Genomic DNA, 13,167 nt, shown 5'->3' on the forward strand with positions numbered 1-13,167 from the left:
CCACAGGCCCTGAGAAATGAGCAAAAGCGATGGGATAGAGTCTTCAGGTTTGAGTGCTGAGTTTTGAGTTAATCGGCATAGGACAAAACAGTTCCAGATTGGGATAAATCTCTATCAACTCGAACGAAGAATAAACCTCCCTCTTCTGAGATGTGTCTGGGAAGCGTACTAAAGCTAGGACAATAGCCAAAGTGATCCTTAGTGAATCGGTATTCCCCAAGCTTGAGGCATCCCGTCAGACAATAGTCCTCTTCGTTATAAGACTGAATCATGGCCTGCTTGCCGTCATAGTGAGGCAAGAGGTTGAGTAGCCATACTCCACCACCATTCACCGCTTTTCTCAGCCACTTCTTGCTCGATTCAACAAACTGCGTTGTGTCTGTTTTGCCCTAGGGCAGCAATTTGCTGTCTAGCACAGGAATAAATTCACCCATTTTTGCCTTTGGGTGGTTTGGTAAATCCTGATACTGAAGACAATTGTTTTCCATCCACAGAATTTCTGCCGCCTGATCATCTAGAACTTTCCAGGGGCCAACCCTAACTCCTGCTGGAATGAAGCGGCCCAGGAAAGGGGGGGTTCGTTACCATCCCAAGGTTTCGATGGGTAAAGTGCAATCCCTGGCGTTCTGGATGACGTTTAAGTGTGCAGCCCTGGGACTACCGTTTGGCGGAGCCAAGGGCGGCATTACGGTGAATCCTAAAGCACTATCCCGGATGGAGTTGGAGCGGTTAAGCCGGGGGTATATTGATGCGATCGCCGACTTCATCGGCCCCGATGTGGATATTCTGGCCCCGGATGTCTACACCAACTCGATGATCATGGGCTGGATGATGGACGAATACAACATCATTCGTCGTCACATTTGTCCTGCTGTAGTCACGGGCAAGCCGATTAGTATGGGGGGCAGCCTGGGACGGGAAGCAGCAACAGCCATGGGAGCTTATTTTGTCATTGAAGCGATGCTGCCCAAATTTGATCAGGTACCACAAGCCACCACCGTGGCTATCCAGGGATTTGGCAATGCAGGAGGCATTCTGGCCAAACTGATGTTTGCCGCAGGCTATCAGGTTGTGGCTGTCAGTGATTCAAAAGGGGGCGTTTATGCGAAACAGGGCCTGGATATTCCCAGTGTATGGCGACGGAAACAAGCCACTCGCGGCATCCAGGAGCCTTACTGTGATGGCAGCGTGTGTGAAACCAAGGATTATGATTTGCTGACGAACGAGGAGTTGCTGAAGCTAGATGTAGACGTGCTGATTCCTGCTGCCCTGGAGAATCAAATTACTGAGGTCAACGCTCCTGATATCAAAGCAAAACTTATTTTTGAGGTGGCCAACGGTCCGACGACCTCTGGCGCCGACAAAATTTTGGAATCACAAGGAATTTACGTCTTTCCCGATATTCTGGTAAATGCAGGCGGGGTAACGGTTAGCTACTTTGAGTGGGTACAAAACCGCAGCGGCCTGTATTGGTCTCTGGAGGAAGTGAATCAACGCCTGAAAAGCCGGATTGTGGAAGAAGCCGAACACATTTGGGCGATCGCCCGTGACCTTACCGTTCCTCTGCGAACCGCTGCCTATATTCATGCGATCAGTCGTCTGGGGGAAGCCATCAGCACCAAAGGAACGAGAGATTATTACCTGAACGGACATAGCAAACAGTTTACCAGCTTGGATCCGAGAACAGATTGACCGTCAGGTGCGATCGTCCAGGGGGGACGCTACTGATACAGCTGCAAATGGTTTCGCCGCCATCTAGTTCGACTTCGCAGGCGTGGCAGGATCCCATCAGGCAGCCGGTGGGAATGGTGATGCCAGCGCGGTGAGCGACCTGTAGAAGGGGTTCTCCTGCTTCTGCCTCGATCGTGATGTCATCCGGTAAAAATTGAATGCGAACAGCCATAGCCAAACAGGTCGTAACTATTAGTTAAGAGGATCCTAAAGAATATCTAAACGGAGGACCGTTTCTTAAACTTAGCCTTTACTGTATGAATCAAGGACAAACGGGTACGTTGCACCGAAAGGGTTAGGGATTAAGCGCGCTAGGTTTTCTAAGCTGCGCTTATTTTGTTTTAAACCGTCGTCCCCGTTCAAACCTGTAGTTTCTCTGATGGAAATACTCCAGTTCTCTAATCGGCTTTGGTTTCAAGCGTCTCCCATTATGACTCCTCCGGTGGCAAGAAGGGAGCTAGATTTAGGTGGGGTTCTACCAGATCGGCTAGCGTATCCAGCATCATTTCGCGTTGTTCCCGATAATTGGATACCCCAGTCGGCAAGGATTTGAGTCCACGTTGTTGCCGCAAATGGTTCAACCAGGCTCGTCGCCAGGGGCCATTATCAAAAATGCCATGCAGATAGGTTCCCCATACCGATTGTCCAGTATCCACCAGACCCAGACTAGGATCATCAAATAGAAAACTGGTTCCGGTGGCATCTTCCATTAATCGGGAGCGACCTTGATGGATTTCGTAACCCGTAACCGGCAGACCTTCTTGAGGAAAGTTGGAGGTTACGCTTCGTTGTCGTGCCACTCGCTGCCCTGCAATCACAGTTTTGATGGGGAATAGACCCAGTCCCTTGTAACGGCCTTCTTGCCCTTCGATGCCTTCTGGATCAGCGAGAATCTTACCTAGCATTTGAAAGCCACCACAAATGCCTAAAACTGTTCCTCCGGCTGCAATGTAGTTCTGGATCTCTTCGGCCATGCCAGTGCGATGTAACACAATCAGGTCGGGGATGGTAGTTTTGGAACCCGGAATAATCACGGCATCAGGATGACCAAGGGGCGGCTTGGGGCTGATGTATTTCACGGAAACAGTGGGTTCTGCTTCTAGGGGGTCAAAGTCGGTGAAGTTAGAGATGCGTGGCAACCGGATGACAGCGATGTTGATATCGCTGGTGGAGTTGCTCGATCGCAGTTCCATCAAGCTTAAGGAATCTTCTGCTGGAAATGCCTGATCCAGCCAGGGAATGACACCCACTACGGGAATGCCTGTGCGGGCTTCTAGCCACTCAATGCCGGACTGTAACAGCGATCGCTGTCCCCGGAACTTGTTAATCACAATCCCTTTAATCAATGCCCGTTCCTCTGGCTCCAGTAACTCCAGAGTGCCAACTACATGGGCAAAGGCTCCCCCGCGATCGATATCTACAACCAGCATTGTCGGGGCATTCAAATGCTTGGCCACCCGCATATTAGTCAAATCGCGGTGTTGCAGATTCACTTCTGCTGGACTGCCTGCCCCCTCACAGACCAGCATGTCGTAATCCTCTGACAGGCGATTGAGCGACTCGACAATGGCCTGCCAGCCCGGTTCAAAAAACTGCTCATAATAATCTGCGGCGCTGATCCGTCCAACAGGTTTCCCTTTGAGAATTACCAGCGAGGTCATATCCCCCTGAGGTTTGAGCAGAATTGGGTTCATTTCCACCGTTGGCAAAATCCCTGCGGCCCAGGCTTGTACGGCTTGAGCATGGCCAATTTCACCACCGTTACCAGTAACATAGGCATTCAGGGCCATGTTCTGTCCTTTGAAAGGGGCAACCCGCCACCCTTTACGATTGAGAATGCGGCAGATTGCTGTTGCGAGTAATGATTTACCTGCATGGGATGTTGTCCCCACCACCATCATGGCTTTCATGAAAACCCCCAGAGACTTTGACTAACCTGTCACCCTTTTAGAGGGTAATTCCCAACCAGCGGCTCAAGGCATTATAAAAACGATCGCTCAAACTAGGGGCGGCAAGTTCTGATGCAAGCCCTTGCTGCCATTGGTCAATAATTTGGCGACCCAAGGGAGTTACTCTAAAACTGTCTGTTAACCCCTGTCCATCTACTTCTCTTCGCAGCACACCCACCCGGATCAGCCAAAGTAATTCATTTTCCACTGCAAATTCTGAGAGCACTTTGCAGGTGTATTGATTTTGCACACCTGCCAGATTGACGATCGCCAATAAGGGAACACTTTGCCACACCATTGTTTTATAGAGTTGCAAGCGGAAAGGAGCACACCGCATGGCTCGTTCTGCTCGCAATACCGTCTTTTGAGGATACCGAATGGATGGAGAGACACTGGGCAGGGGGGGTGCAGTCATGGAAGTTTAACTAAATAACCAATAAGGGACGTTGAACAACAGAGCCAAGTCCAGCTAGAGAACGGTCATTTCCCTATAGAAACAACAATGGTTCTGGACTTGGACAAGGTTTAGAGCAGACAAAATTGGCTCCAATGGCAGAGCAAAAAATTAATCATTTTTTCATCCAACCATATCTTAGGCAATTTCTTCCCGTTCGGCATGACCTCGACCGTTGGAAGCATGATCTGGTGAAATAAAATCTAGAGGAATGCAACGATACACGATCGCGCTAGGCCTATGGCTATTTCTAGAACAGAAGCTCAACAACTCCTCGAACGGCTGATTTTTGATGATTCTAATCCGGCAGATTGGGTGCAGGATGTCTGGGGCCTCAGTCCCCCCCTGGGAGAAAGTGCTGCCAAGTTATTACAAATGTTTCATACGTTACTAGAGTGTTGTTCGGAGGACGAGTTAGAGAGTTTATTGCAATCCATCTATCAAGAGCAGATGCTCTAACCACTGCACGGAATTAAAAAGGCAAATGAAAAATTAAAATTTGTTAGCTTTACCTCTGCCCGGAATCGCACTTGAACCGATGTCGCACAGTCCTGTAGCCTGAGAATTGGGGGGGAAGGGTAGAATCTCCTTAAATAGGCTCATCGAGCCGTGGCAGGTGATTATGGACAACCCCTGTGCTTTTTCTCCCAAAGCGGTGGAGCAATTCCATCAGCTTCAGCAGCAACTGCGGAATCTCTGGCGATCAGTTGAAACCCTGGATATCAGCGATGTGGATATTGTGGTCATCCCTTCACTGAGTTTAGACCAGCGAGAGCTTCAGAAAATTGAAGGCTTTCATCATTATGAAGAACGTTTGCTATTCTCCTTGATTCGATTGCGTAATCCCCGGACTCGTCTGGTTTATATCACATCCCAACCGCTGCACCCAGGCATTGTGGATTATTACCTACAACTATTACCGGGGATTCCCTTTTCCCATGCCCGCGATCGCCTGCTTCTGCTCTCCACCTACGATTCGTCCTTAAATCCCCTGAGCCAGAAAATTCTTGATCGGCCTCGCCTGATTGAGCGGATTCGGCAGGCAGTACGCCCGAATTGCTCGTTTATGATCTGCTACAACTCGACCAATGCTGAACGGGAGTTGTCGATCAGAACGGGAATTCCGCTATATGCATTGGATCCCGATTTGCTGATTTGGGGAACCAAGGGAGGGAGCCGACAAATTTTTGTCGAAGCCGAAGTGCCTCACCCCGATGGCAGTGAGTCTGTTTGGAGTGTGAGCGATTTAGCGATAGCGGCGGCAGAATTATGGGAGCGGCAACCCTACCTGCGGCGGATGGTGGTCAAACTCAATGAAGGCTTTTCGGGTGAAGGCAATGCCTTGCTGGACTTACGCTCGATTCGAGAAGTGGCTCCTGGAAAAGGTTCTCACCAGGCACGGGTGGATGCAGTGAGCGAGCATTTCCATTGTCTGCAATTTGAGTCAAAGGGAGAAACCTGGGAGAAGTTTAGCAGTCGCATTCCTGAACTGGGTGCGATCGTAGAAGCCTTTCTAGAAGGAGACAAGCGATCGCCCAGTGTGCAGGGCCGCATTACTCCTTTGGGAGAAGTCGAAATTCTATCCACCCATGACCAGATTCTGGGTGGCCCCAGTGGTCAGATCTATCTGGGCTGTCGTTTTCCTGCGGATGCAGCCTATCGCCTGCAGTTACAGGAGCTAGGCATGAGGGTAGGACGCTGTTTGGCGGAGAAAGGAGCGATTGAACGATTTGGGGTAGATTTTGTCGCGGTACATCAACCCAATCAGGATGATAAACCAGAATGGGATATGCAGGCGATTGAGATCAACCTGCGTAAGGGTGGCACCACTCACCCCTTTATGACTCTGAAATTCCTTACCAATGGCCGCTATGACGTATCCAGTGGCCTGTTTTATAGTCAGCAGGGACGACCCAAGTACTATATTGCCACCGACAACTTGCAGAAAGACCACTATCGCGGGTTACTGCCCAATGATTTGATGGATATCATTGCCCATCACCAGTTGCATTTTGATACGGGTACCGAAACAGGCACTGTATTTCATCTGATGGGCTGCCTGTCGGAATTCGGCAAGGTCGGATTAACCAGCATCGGCAATTCTCCTCAACAGGCAGAGGATATCTACAACAAGCTGGTGAATGCAATGGATGAAGAAACCCGATCGCCAGAAGTATTTTCTGAGGAAAGCATGCGGTTGCCCATGTTATGGAGTGGTGGTTATTAGCAAAGCTTTGCAAGCATTTTGATTTGTTGACTCTATAATCATGCAGAGCGGTGTTCTGGATGCTCAACCGCTTCCGTTGGCATGAATCCGATGCCCAGTCCTCCAAACCCATGCATCACTAGCAAGATAGGTGTTATGGAAGTTCTTCTGTCGCAAGTTGCTGGAACTCTGGTCACTCTGTTCCCCATTACTAATCCGATTGGGGCTATCCCAATTTTCTATACCTTAACTGAAGGTGACACGCCCAAATTCCAACGCAAACAGGCTCTTTCTACAGCCATCAATGTTGCTTTAATTCTATGTGCTTTTTTTGTGCTGGGCCAGTTCATTTTGAGTTTTTTCGGCATTACGTTGGGAGCGCTGCAAATCGCCGGAGGGTTGATCGTCAGCCACACGGCCTGGGAGATGGTGGTAGTACAGAAGCGGCTCACCGATCGCGAACACCAGGAAGCGATGGCAATGGAGGATATTTCGTTTACACCCATGGCCATGCCGTTAGTCAGTGGGCCGGGCGCGATCGGCGTGGTGATTGGGATGGCGGCTCATTCGCGCGGTTGGCCCAGAGAGGTGGGGGTTGTGTTGGGAATTGTATTGCTGTCCCTGATTCTCTACTTTCTGCTGGCTTTAGGAGAACCAATAGTCAAACGGTTGGGTCGTAATGGCCTGGGCGTTTTGAATCGAGTATTAGGATTTTTTGTACTGGCGATCGGAGTTCAACTGATGGTACACGGCATACTTGATCTGCTTCGGCAAAATGCACCCAGTCTCTTAAGATAAACGCTTTGAAATCAATGCGATCGCCACTAACAGCTTTGTTAGGTCACTCAATGCTGCGTACTCACGGCTAATCAGTCCATTCTTGCAATTCACTAAATCCTGTTGCACTTGTAATTGCTCTTCAAAGGACATTTCTTTGACCTGATTTAGCAATCCTTCTGCAATTTCAGGAGATACCTTGCTGGCGGAGGGGGCCAGGAGTAATCGATGCTCCTAATTTCAGTGTAAATAAACCAGACCAGCGCTAATTGTTGGACGGATATAAAGGTGAAATAATGCAAACAGTGTTTTAGAAAAATCATTTAGCTCTACATGACTTTACCCCTTTGGCTTGAAAGTCCTTTTTCCCTTTGGGTACAGCTAACTGTAGTAGGTATCTGGCTGGGAGGTGTGGGGTTTCTCGCCGAGTATTTATCGCGATCGCACCAGGCCAGCCCCGAAGTCGTCCGTAAGGTGGTTCACATTGGGGTCGGGAATGTGATCCTGTTAGCGTGGTGGCTGCAAGTTCCGACTTGGTTGGGGGTGGCTGCATCTATTCTGTTCAGCGCGATCGCCTACCTGTCCTATCATTTGCCGATCTTGTCCAGCATTAATGGAGTCGGACGCAAAAGCCTGGGAACTTTTTTTTATGCCGTCAGCTTTGGGGTTTTAATTGCCTGGTTCTGGCCAATGGAGCAGCCCTATTATGCGGTTTTAGGGATCTTAATCATGACCTGGGGAGATGGATTAGCGGCTCTTATAGGTCAGCGGTTTGGCCGTCATCCCTACAGCCTTTGGGGGATGAAGAAAAGTTGGGAAGGCTCCCTGGCCATGGCTCTGATCAGCTATACCATTAGTAGTTTAATCTTGTTCAGTGTGCAGGGTGCGAGCTGGCAAACCTGGGTGATTTCTTTCGCGATCGCGCTGGCCGCCACTGGGTTAGAAGCCTTTTCAAAATATGGAATTGATAACTTGACGGTTCCTTTAGGCAGCGCTACTCTAGCTTTTTTATTGGTTTCCTGGCTGGCGTAGTTATGTCAGGCACAGGGTGTGGGGAAGCAAGTCAAGTATTCTAAAAATGAAGTCGGCTTATATCTTACTTAGATTAGAAGATACCGAAGACCTGGCTAATTTTGCCTGAAGAACAGGAAACAACTTGTCTACCGCTGAGTCTTGTATCAATACAGGTAGCCGCTCTGCCTGCTTTACCTTTTTTGTCTATTCTGAAGCTATGCCATCCACTGCTAAACGGCCTTCTCAGCTGTCCCAAACGACTCTTCCTCTGACCACTACGCCTGATCCCAGGCAGTTGGACAACATTAAAGCCCAACTCGATCTGGTGTTGCTGGCTTTGGAAGCGCTAGCGGGAATTGGCTCAGAAGCCATGCTTCAGGCTGCAGCAGACCTCGGATTAGAGAATGTGGTCGCTGATCGCGTGGCCCTCTGGCGGTTGCGGCAGTCTAGTCCCTTACGCAAAGGGCAAGGAGGACGCAAGAAACTGGATGTCGAAGAAGCTCGCGCCCTAGTTTTGATTTGCTGCCATTTGGCAAAAAATCACCAGGAGCTGATTCGTCGGGCTGTTGCGTTATTGGAGCAAGTTGCCGCAGAGAATCGGGAACCGCATCAAGTTTCTTTACTAGGAGATTATCTAGATGCCTTCAGTAATACCTACCAGGAACGGATGGAGGATGGGGAAACTGTTGCTCAAACTTCCTTAACTGACCTAGCTCTGAAACTCTTGATCGATCTTCTATTTTACAGCGCACCCAACGGCCCCCGTCGCTTGTGGTTAGCTTTGCTCGATCGCACTCAGACCAAATCGGAGGTGAGCGGTGGATAGTAAAGAGTTAAAAGTTAAACTTTGTCCAAGTTCAGAACTGTCGTTTTTCTGATAAGAAAATGACCGGTCTCTAGCTGAACCTGGTTTAAAAATAATAAAAAATCAGCCTGAATGGTGAACAGCCTGGGGCCGATCTTAAAACTCAAAACTCTCACCTCAAAACTCTTCACTCTTAATTCTGTAACTCTGTCCATGTTTCAATCCCACTCGGTTTTGCGACGATATACCCCCCCCACCTGTACACTGGCGATCATGGCGGAAACCTCACCCTTATCTCGCTGGGCAGGTCAGACTGTGGTGAAAAATCTGCATTTCCAACTGAGTTTGGACGATCTCAAGCTAGCAGAAGATAAGAAAGTGACCGTAAAGGGCGATCGCTTCCAATTGGAAGCCCTCTGTGAAGCCGTGACAACTTACGTCCAAAATCTATTGGAGCAGCCAGCCAGCGCCCTGATTGTCAATCCCCCACCCCTAGAAAGTAATTCCTCCAGTTTGACCCTGGTAGATCCCCTTCCTCCCCCCCTCTCCCTCTCCCCCCCCACGGCAACTAATGAGACGGGCATTGACCTGCACTCCAAAGGGCTGCTAAGTCATGAATTGGTTTTGGGGAGTTTGGCTACAGAGGAGTCTGGGCCGACATTAAACTTGAGCACGCTGCAATTGTTTGACCTGGCCAATGCGCTAGATGAGTATGCAACAGACATTTTAGATCTCCCCACACTACAAAGCTCTGAGAAGTTTGGGTTTCCCCGGAATTGGGCACAAATTGCTGCTGTAGCGCTGCTTGCTGTTGGGTTATCGACATCAGCAATTAAATTACTGGATGGCTCATCCAAGCAATCCAATCAAGTACCTGTTTCCAGCGAGGGAGCCAGTAGTGCCGATCAAAGGATCGCAACTCAGCTTCCCCCAGCAGTGGTAGATCAAGCCGCACCTCCTGTATTATCTGCCGAGCGCCTACCTCCCCCTCCCCCCGCCGGATCGCTGGTACCCAATCAACCCGGAGCGCCTACTGTCACAACACCCAAGGGCGCTGCTCCCAGTCCCAGTCCTGGCCAGTTGCCTGGTGGCACGATCGCGTCTAATCCGGTTCCGGTTCCTAGTCGTCCCACAATCATTAGTCAGTCAGTGGAACCCATTACAGGGGCAGCAGCCGGAAAACCTCAATCTTCTCAGTCTACTGCGATCGCCCCTGCCCCCTCAATGGCAGATTCTGCATCCCGGAATACCTCTGAAAGCAGTGTTCAGCAAGCTCGCCGGGGAGCCTTACTAAAAGAGCCGAGTGACAACACTCAGCCAGGGACAGCCTTTGATACCATTCCGCAGGTCGCTGAAGCCAGAGATTACTTCAAGCAACACTGGAAACCTGTGGAAGGACTGACTCAAACCCTGGAATACAGTCTGCTGATTAATGCGAATGGCACGATTGAAAGCATTACGCCCTTAAAACAAGCATCGGGAGATTATATCGATCGTACCGGGATGCCCTTGATAGGCGATCCCTTTGTTTCTCCCATCAAAGATGGAAGAAACGCAAAAATCCGCCTGGTACTGGAGCCAGACGGTCAGGTTCAGACTTTTTTAGAAGGGTTTTAGGTTGGGTACTCACTGAGTTCCAGCGAATAATGGACAGAGCATCCAAAATTCAAAATTCAAACTCTCTTCAGCTTCCTGCCGCGCTGTCTTCCGGAGGATTGGCAACGATCCCTTCTTGCTTAGCTTTACGAGATTCTAGCCAAAAAGGAATAATTAACCAGGCCAGTACAATCAGTAAGGTTAGCAGTGCAAATTGGCTAGCCCAGGTAACGAGCTTATCCAGCGGAATAAATTGTCCAGCAAAGTAAGACAAACTAACCATGACAACAGCCCAGGCTAAGGCACCCAGCGTGTTGTAGAGCAAGAACTTGAGGTAAGGCATTTGGGCAATTCCAGCGAGCGGACTGGCAAAGATCCGTAGTAAGGCCACAAAGCGACCAAGAAATACCGCTTTAGTCGCATTTTCACTGAATTGATCCCGTAAAGCGACTAACCGGGTTTCCTCTACTCGAACTAGGCGACCGATCCCTAGCAGCAAAGGCCATCCTCCATACCGTCCTACCCAGTAGCCCACATTGCCCCCTAGGGTAGCCCCTAATACTGCATTTCCCAAAACTAACCAGTAACTTAATTGGTCATTGCCAGCTAAAAATCCCCCAGCTAGAGTAACTGTTTCTCCTGGAATTGGGATGCCAATGTTTTCTAGCAGAATCCCTAGAAAGACAGCCCAGTAGCCATAGTGCTGAGCGAATTCCTCAATTGCCTCTGTTGATATAAAATCCAACGACATGGAAAATGCCTTTACAAAACGTCACCTTTGCTCCCCATCTTGCCGTGGAAACAAAAACCTGTCAATCGTCCAAAGAGTGGACATAAAGACCGGCCACTTTTATACAAGACGATTTAGAAAAGCCAGTTTCTCAAACTTATCCACTTTCTACCCTGAATCTGCTTCAACAAGAGAAGCCCCCTGATATTGACAGCCTCTCTAACCGATGTTTTTCTTTACAAATAAATTGCTGAGCCTGCAAATAGACACGCAAGGAGTAAAGATTCCGTAAAGTTACGGAGGATGCACTTTTTTCTAGGAAGTTGTCTTTAATATTTTGGGAATCAAGCGTGGTTTTGTCGAATCAACTTGACACTATCTACTTAAACTTATGATTGCCTACCACGATAATCAAGCTGTTTTAATTCAACTATCCGGCCAGTTAGACCTGGAAACTGGCAAAGCTTTAAGCCAAACATTGACTCAATTAGAGTCACCTCAAGGACTGTGGATTTTAGATCTATCCCAGGTTGATTTCATTGATAGTGCAGGGCTAAGTGCTTTGATTACCGGGCTACACCTGGCTAATAAGCGACAAAGTCGTTTAGTGCTGCATCGTCTTAAGCCTTCGGTGAGGTTGGTTCTTGAAATTACTCGTCTGGATCAGGTGTTTGAAATTATTGATACAGTCACTGATCTGGAGAATACATTGAACGTCACAGACGAGACTAAGGTATTAGCTTCTGTTAACCCTCTGGCTGCCTGAACTCTTCATTTCTATGACCAGAACTAGCTCAGGTGCTTCACATTTACCTGGCTTGGGCAGCACCGCAATAAGGGAGTGGCTCGGATCAGTGTGGCGTGCCGTTGCAGCCATTTCTTAACTAGTCTATCATGCAAAGTAATGGACTGAGCTTGTGGTGAGTTTATTATCCTTCCTAACAGTCGAGAGCTTTTAGTAGTTGGCTGAGATGATCTCAGACCTCCATCGAGCTTTTATCAGGTCAACTTAGTAGTATGAAAAACAACCAAGCTAAGTAAATTTACTATTCATCAAGAGTGCTTAATTGAGTACATCATAAATTTTTGTCTTGATTTTAGACGTAATCCTGTTCATCTCCATTATTAATGGTTGATATCAAGATTGGGTAGACTCAACCTTTGTTTTTCCTGTGAATTAAGGCAAGAGTTCTGCACTGATCGCTGCAACAGGCAGACATCAGGCGAAATTCACAGGAAGTAAGAAAGTGGAAAAGATATTAAATAATCTCTTTTACCAATTAAAAGAGTGCCATAGTGTTTTTGGATCCTTTGAAGGAGATATCTCTATGGTTTTTTTTAGGCAAGTTATTTGGAAAACATGAAGAGGAGAAAGCTGCTGCGGCTCCTCCAGTATCTGTGCAAGAGTCTGCGGCCAAACAGTCCATTCCCCTGGAAAAGGTTGGCCTGGATGGTAATTTTGATGAGAGCGGTCTGGCTAAGTGGGTCGCTAAAGCACTGGACGATGCCAACATTTCTGATAATGTCGGTCTTTGGGTTGCCCAAACTGGCAGTGTAGTGGTGTTGAAGTATAATCCAGATGCAGAAGGGGTTCTACAACAAGCCAAACAAGCTGCCCTCGGCGTAGACGGTGCAACCGACGTGCAAACTGTGCTAAATACTTAAAGTAATTCAGGTTGAGGAAATTCAGGTTGAGGGCCAACCAAGGTTACCCTCAACTTGAATTTCCTGAAGCATACTCCAATGCTGAGTAGCTGAAGCTTTTCTATCTTTCTATGACTATAGAACGATAGAGCGATATATCTGCCCAAATTGGGGGTGTTGTCCAGATCCTGCTCCGCATAATATTCCTGCTAAAGTAGCTAAGCAGAAGACTTTTTCAGCCTTCATCAACTGATTCTCTTT

General features: G+C 48.5%; 14 protein-coding genes and 1 pseudogene. 9 read left to right on the forward strand and 6 right to left on the reverse strand.

The genetic code is table 11. From position 1 onward, the window contains the following. Window positions 1-68 precede the first annotated feature (68 nt). Window positions 69-374, reverse strand: a pseudogene (locus tag ACUVQO_RS01315) (DUF4437 domain-containing protein); the annotation flags it as partial. A gap of 178 nt (window positions 375-552) precedes the next feature. On the opposite strand from ACUVQO_RS01315, the gene ACUVQO_RS01320 reads away from it, so the two are divergent. Further along, entirely contained in the window at window positions 553-1,692 is a 1,140-nt protein-coding gene (locus ACUVQO_RS01320; protein WP_445924092.1) for a Glu/Leu/Phe/Val family dehydrogenase, read from the forward strand. Here ACUVQO_RS01320 and ACUVQO_RS01325 read toward each other — a convergent pair. The 3 genes from ACUVQO_RS01325 to ACUVQO_RS01335 form a co-directional block, all read right to left on the reverse strand. Next, window positions 1,664-1,903 carry a 2Fe-2S iron-sulfur cluster-binding protein gene (locus ACUVQO_RS01325; RefSeq protein WP_445924093.1) on the reverse strand — a complete coding sequence of 80 codons (240 nt, stop codon included), beginning with the start codon at window positions 1,901-1,903 and terminating at the stop codon, window positions 1,664-1,666. The genes ACUVQO_RS01320 and ACUVQO_RS01325 overlap by 29 nt on opposite strands. Window positions 1,904-2,159: 256 nt before the next feature. After that, a complete protein-coding gene (gene cobQ, locus ACUVQO_RS01330) occupies window positions 2,160-3,641 on the reverse strand; it encodes a cobyric acid synthase CobQ (protein ID WP_445924094.1) in 1,482 nt (493 codons plus the stop codon). Between the two features lie 37 nt (window positions 3,642-3,678). Continuing rightward, complete coding sequence (locus tag ACUVQO_RS01335) at window positions 3,679-4,095, reverse strand: Npun_F0494 family protein (protein WP_445924095.1); 417 nt, start codon at window positions 4,093-4,095, stop codon at window positions 3,679-3,681. A gap of 279 nt (window positions 4,096-4,374) precedes the next feature. Here ACUVQO_RS01335 and ACUVQO_RS01340 point away from each other — a divergent pair, with 279 nt between their 5' ends. The 3 genes from ACUVQO_RS01340 to ACUVQO_RS01350 all read left to right on the forward strand — a co-directional run bounded on the left by ACUVQO_RS01340 (window position 4,375) and on the right by ACUVQO_RS01350 (window position 7,138). Then, window positions 4,375-4,593, forward strand: a complete 219-nt coding sequence (locus ACUVQO_RS01340; protein ID WP_445924096.1) for a hypothetical protein — start codon at window positions 4,375-4,377, stop codon at window positions 4,591-4,593. 163 nt (window positions 4,594-4,756) lie between these two features. Further along, window positions 4,757-6,361, forward strand: coding sequence for a peptide ligase PGM1-related protein (locus ACUVQO_RS01345; RefSeq protein ID WP_445924097.1), 1,605 nt, complete (start codon window positions 4,757-4,759; stop codon window positions 6,359-6,361). A gap of 135 nt (window positions 6,362-6,496) precedes the next feature. Then, the gene (locus ACUVQO_RS01350; protein WP_445924098.1) at window positions 6,497-7,138 is read left to right on the forward strand and encodes a MarC family protein; all 642 of its coding nucleotides are present in this window, start codon (window positions 6,497-6,499) and stop codon (window positions 7,136-7,138) included. On the opposite strand, the gene ACUVQO_RS01355 is transcribed toward ACUVQO_RS01350, so the two are convergent. Further along, complete coding sequence (locus ACUVQO_RS01355) at window positions 7,130-7,336, reverse strand: orange carotenoid protein N-terminal domain-containing protein (protein WP_445924128.1); 207 nt, start codon at window positions 7,334-7,336, stop codon at window positions 7,130-7,132. The genes ACUVQO_RS01350 and ACUVQO_RS01355 overlap by 9 nt on opposite strands. 114 nt (window positions 7,337-7,450) lie before the next feature. On the opposite strand from ACUVQO_RS01355, the gene ACUVQO_RS01360 reads away from it, so the two are divergent. From ACUVQO_RS01360 to ACUVQO_RS01370, 3 genes are all read left to right on the forward strand, one after another. After that, window positions 7,451-8,149, forward strand: coding sequence for a diacylglycerol/polyprenol kinase family protein (locus tag ACUVQO_RS01360; protein ID WP_445924099.1), 699 nt, complete (start codon window positions 7,451-7,453; stop codon window positions 8,147-8,149). 124 nt (window positions 8,150-8,273) lie between these two features. Further along, the gene (locus tag ACUVQO_RS01365) at window positions 8,274-8,957 is read left to right on the forward strand and encodes a DUF3038 domain-containing protein (protein ID WP_445924100.1); all 684 of its coding nucleotides are present in this window, start codon (window positions 8,274-8,276) and stop codon (window positions 8,955-8,957) included. Between the two features lie 192 nt (window positions 8,958-9,149). Beyond that, the gene (locus ACUVQO_RS01370; protein WP_445924101.1) at window positions 9,150-10,553 is read left to right on the forward strand and encodes a DUF4335 domain-containing protein; all 1,404 of its coding nucleotides are present in this window, start codon (window positions 9,150-9,152) and stop codon (window positions 10,551-10,553) included. A gap of 67 nt (window positions 10,554-10,620) precedes the next feature. Here ACUVQO_RS01370 and ACUVQO_RS01375 read toward each other — a convergent pair whose 3' ends face one another. Next, window positions 10,621-11,283 carry a DedA family protein gene (locus tag ACUVQO_RS01375; protein ID WP_445924102.1) on the reverse strand — a complete coding sequence of 221 codons (663 nt, stop codon included), beginning with the start codon at window positions 11,281-11,283 and terminating at the stop codon, window positions 10,621-10,623. 370 nt (window positions 11,284-11,653) lie between these two features. Here ACUVQO_RS01375 and ACUVQO_RS01380 point away from each other — a divergent pair, with 370 nt between their 5' ends. Next, window positions 11,654-12,028, forward strand: a complete 375-nt coding sequence (locus tag ACUVQO_RS01380; RefSeq protein WP_445924103.1) for an STAS domain-containing protein — start codon at window positions 11,654-11,656, stop codon at window positions 12,026-12,028. A gap of 545 nt (window positions 12,029-12,573) precedes the next feature. After that, the gene (locus tag ACUVQO_RS01385; RefSeq protein ID WP_445924104.1) at window positions 12,574-12,927 is read left to right on the forward strand and encodes a phospholipid-binding protein; all 354 of its coding nucleotides are present in this window, start codon (window positions 12,574-12,576) and stop codon (window positions 12,925-12,927) included. Window positions 12,928-13,167 lie beyond the last annotated feature (240 nt).

The organism is Leptodesmis sp. (genome assembly GCF_052746595.1).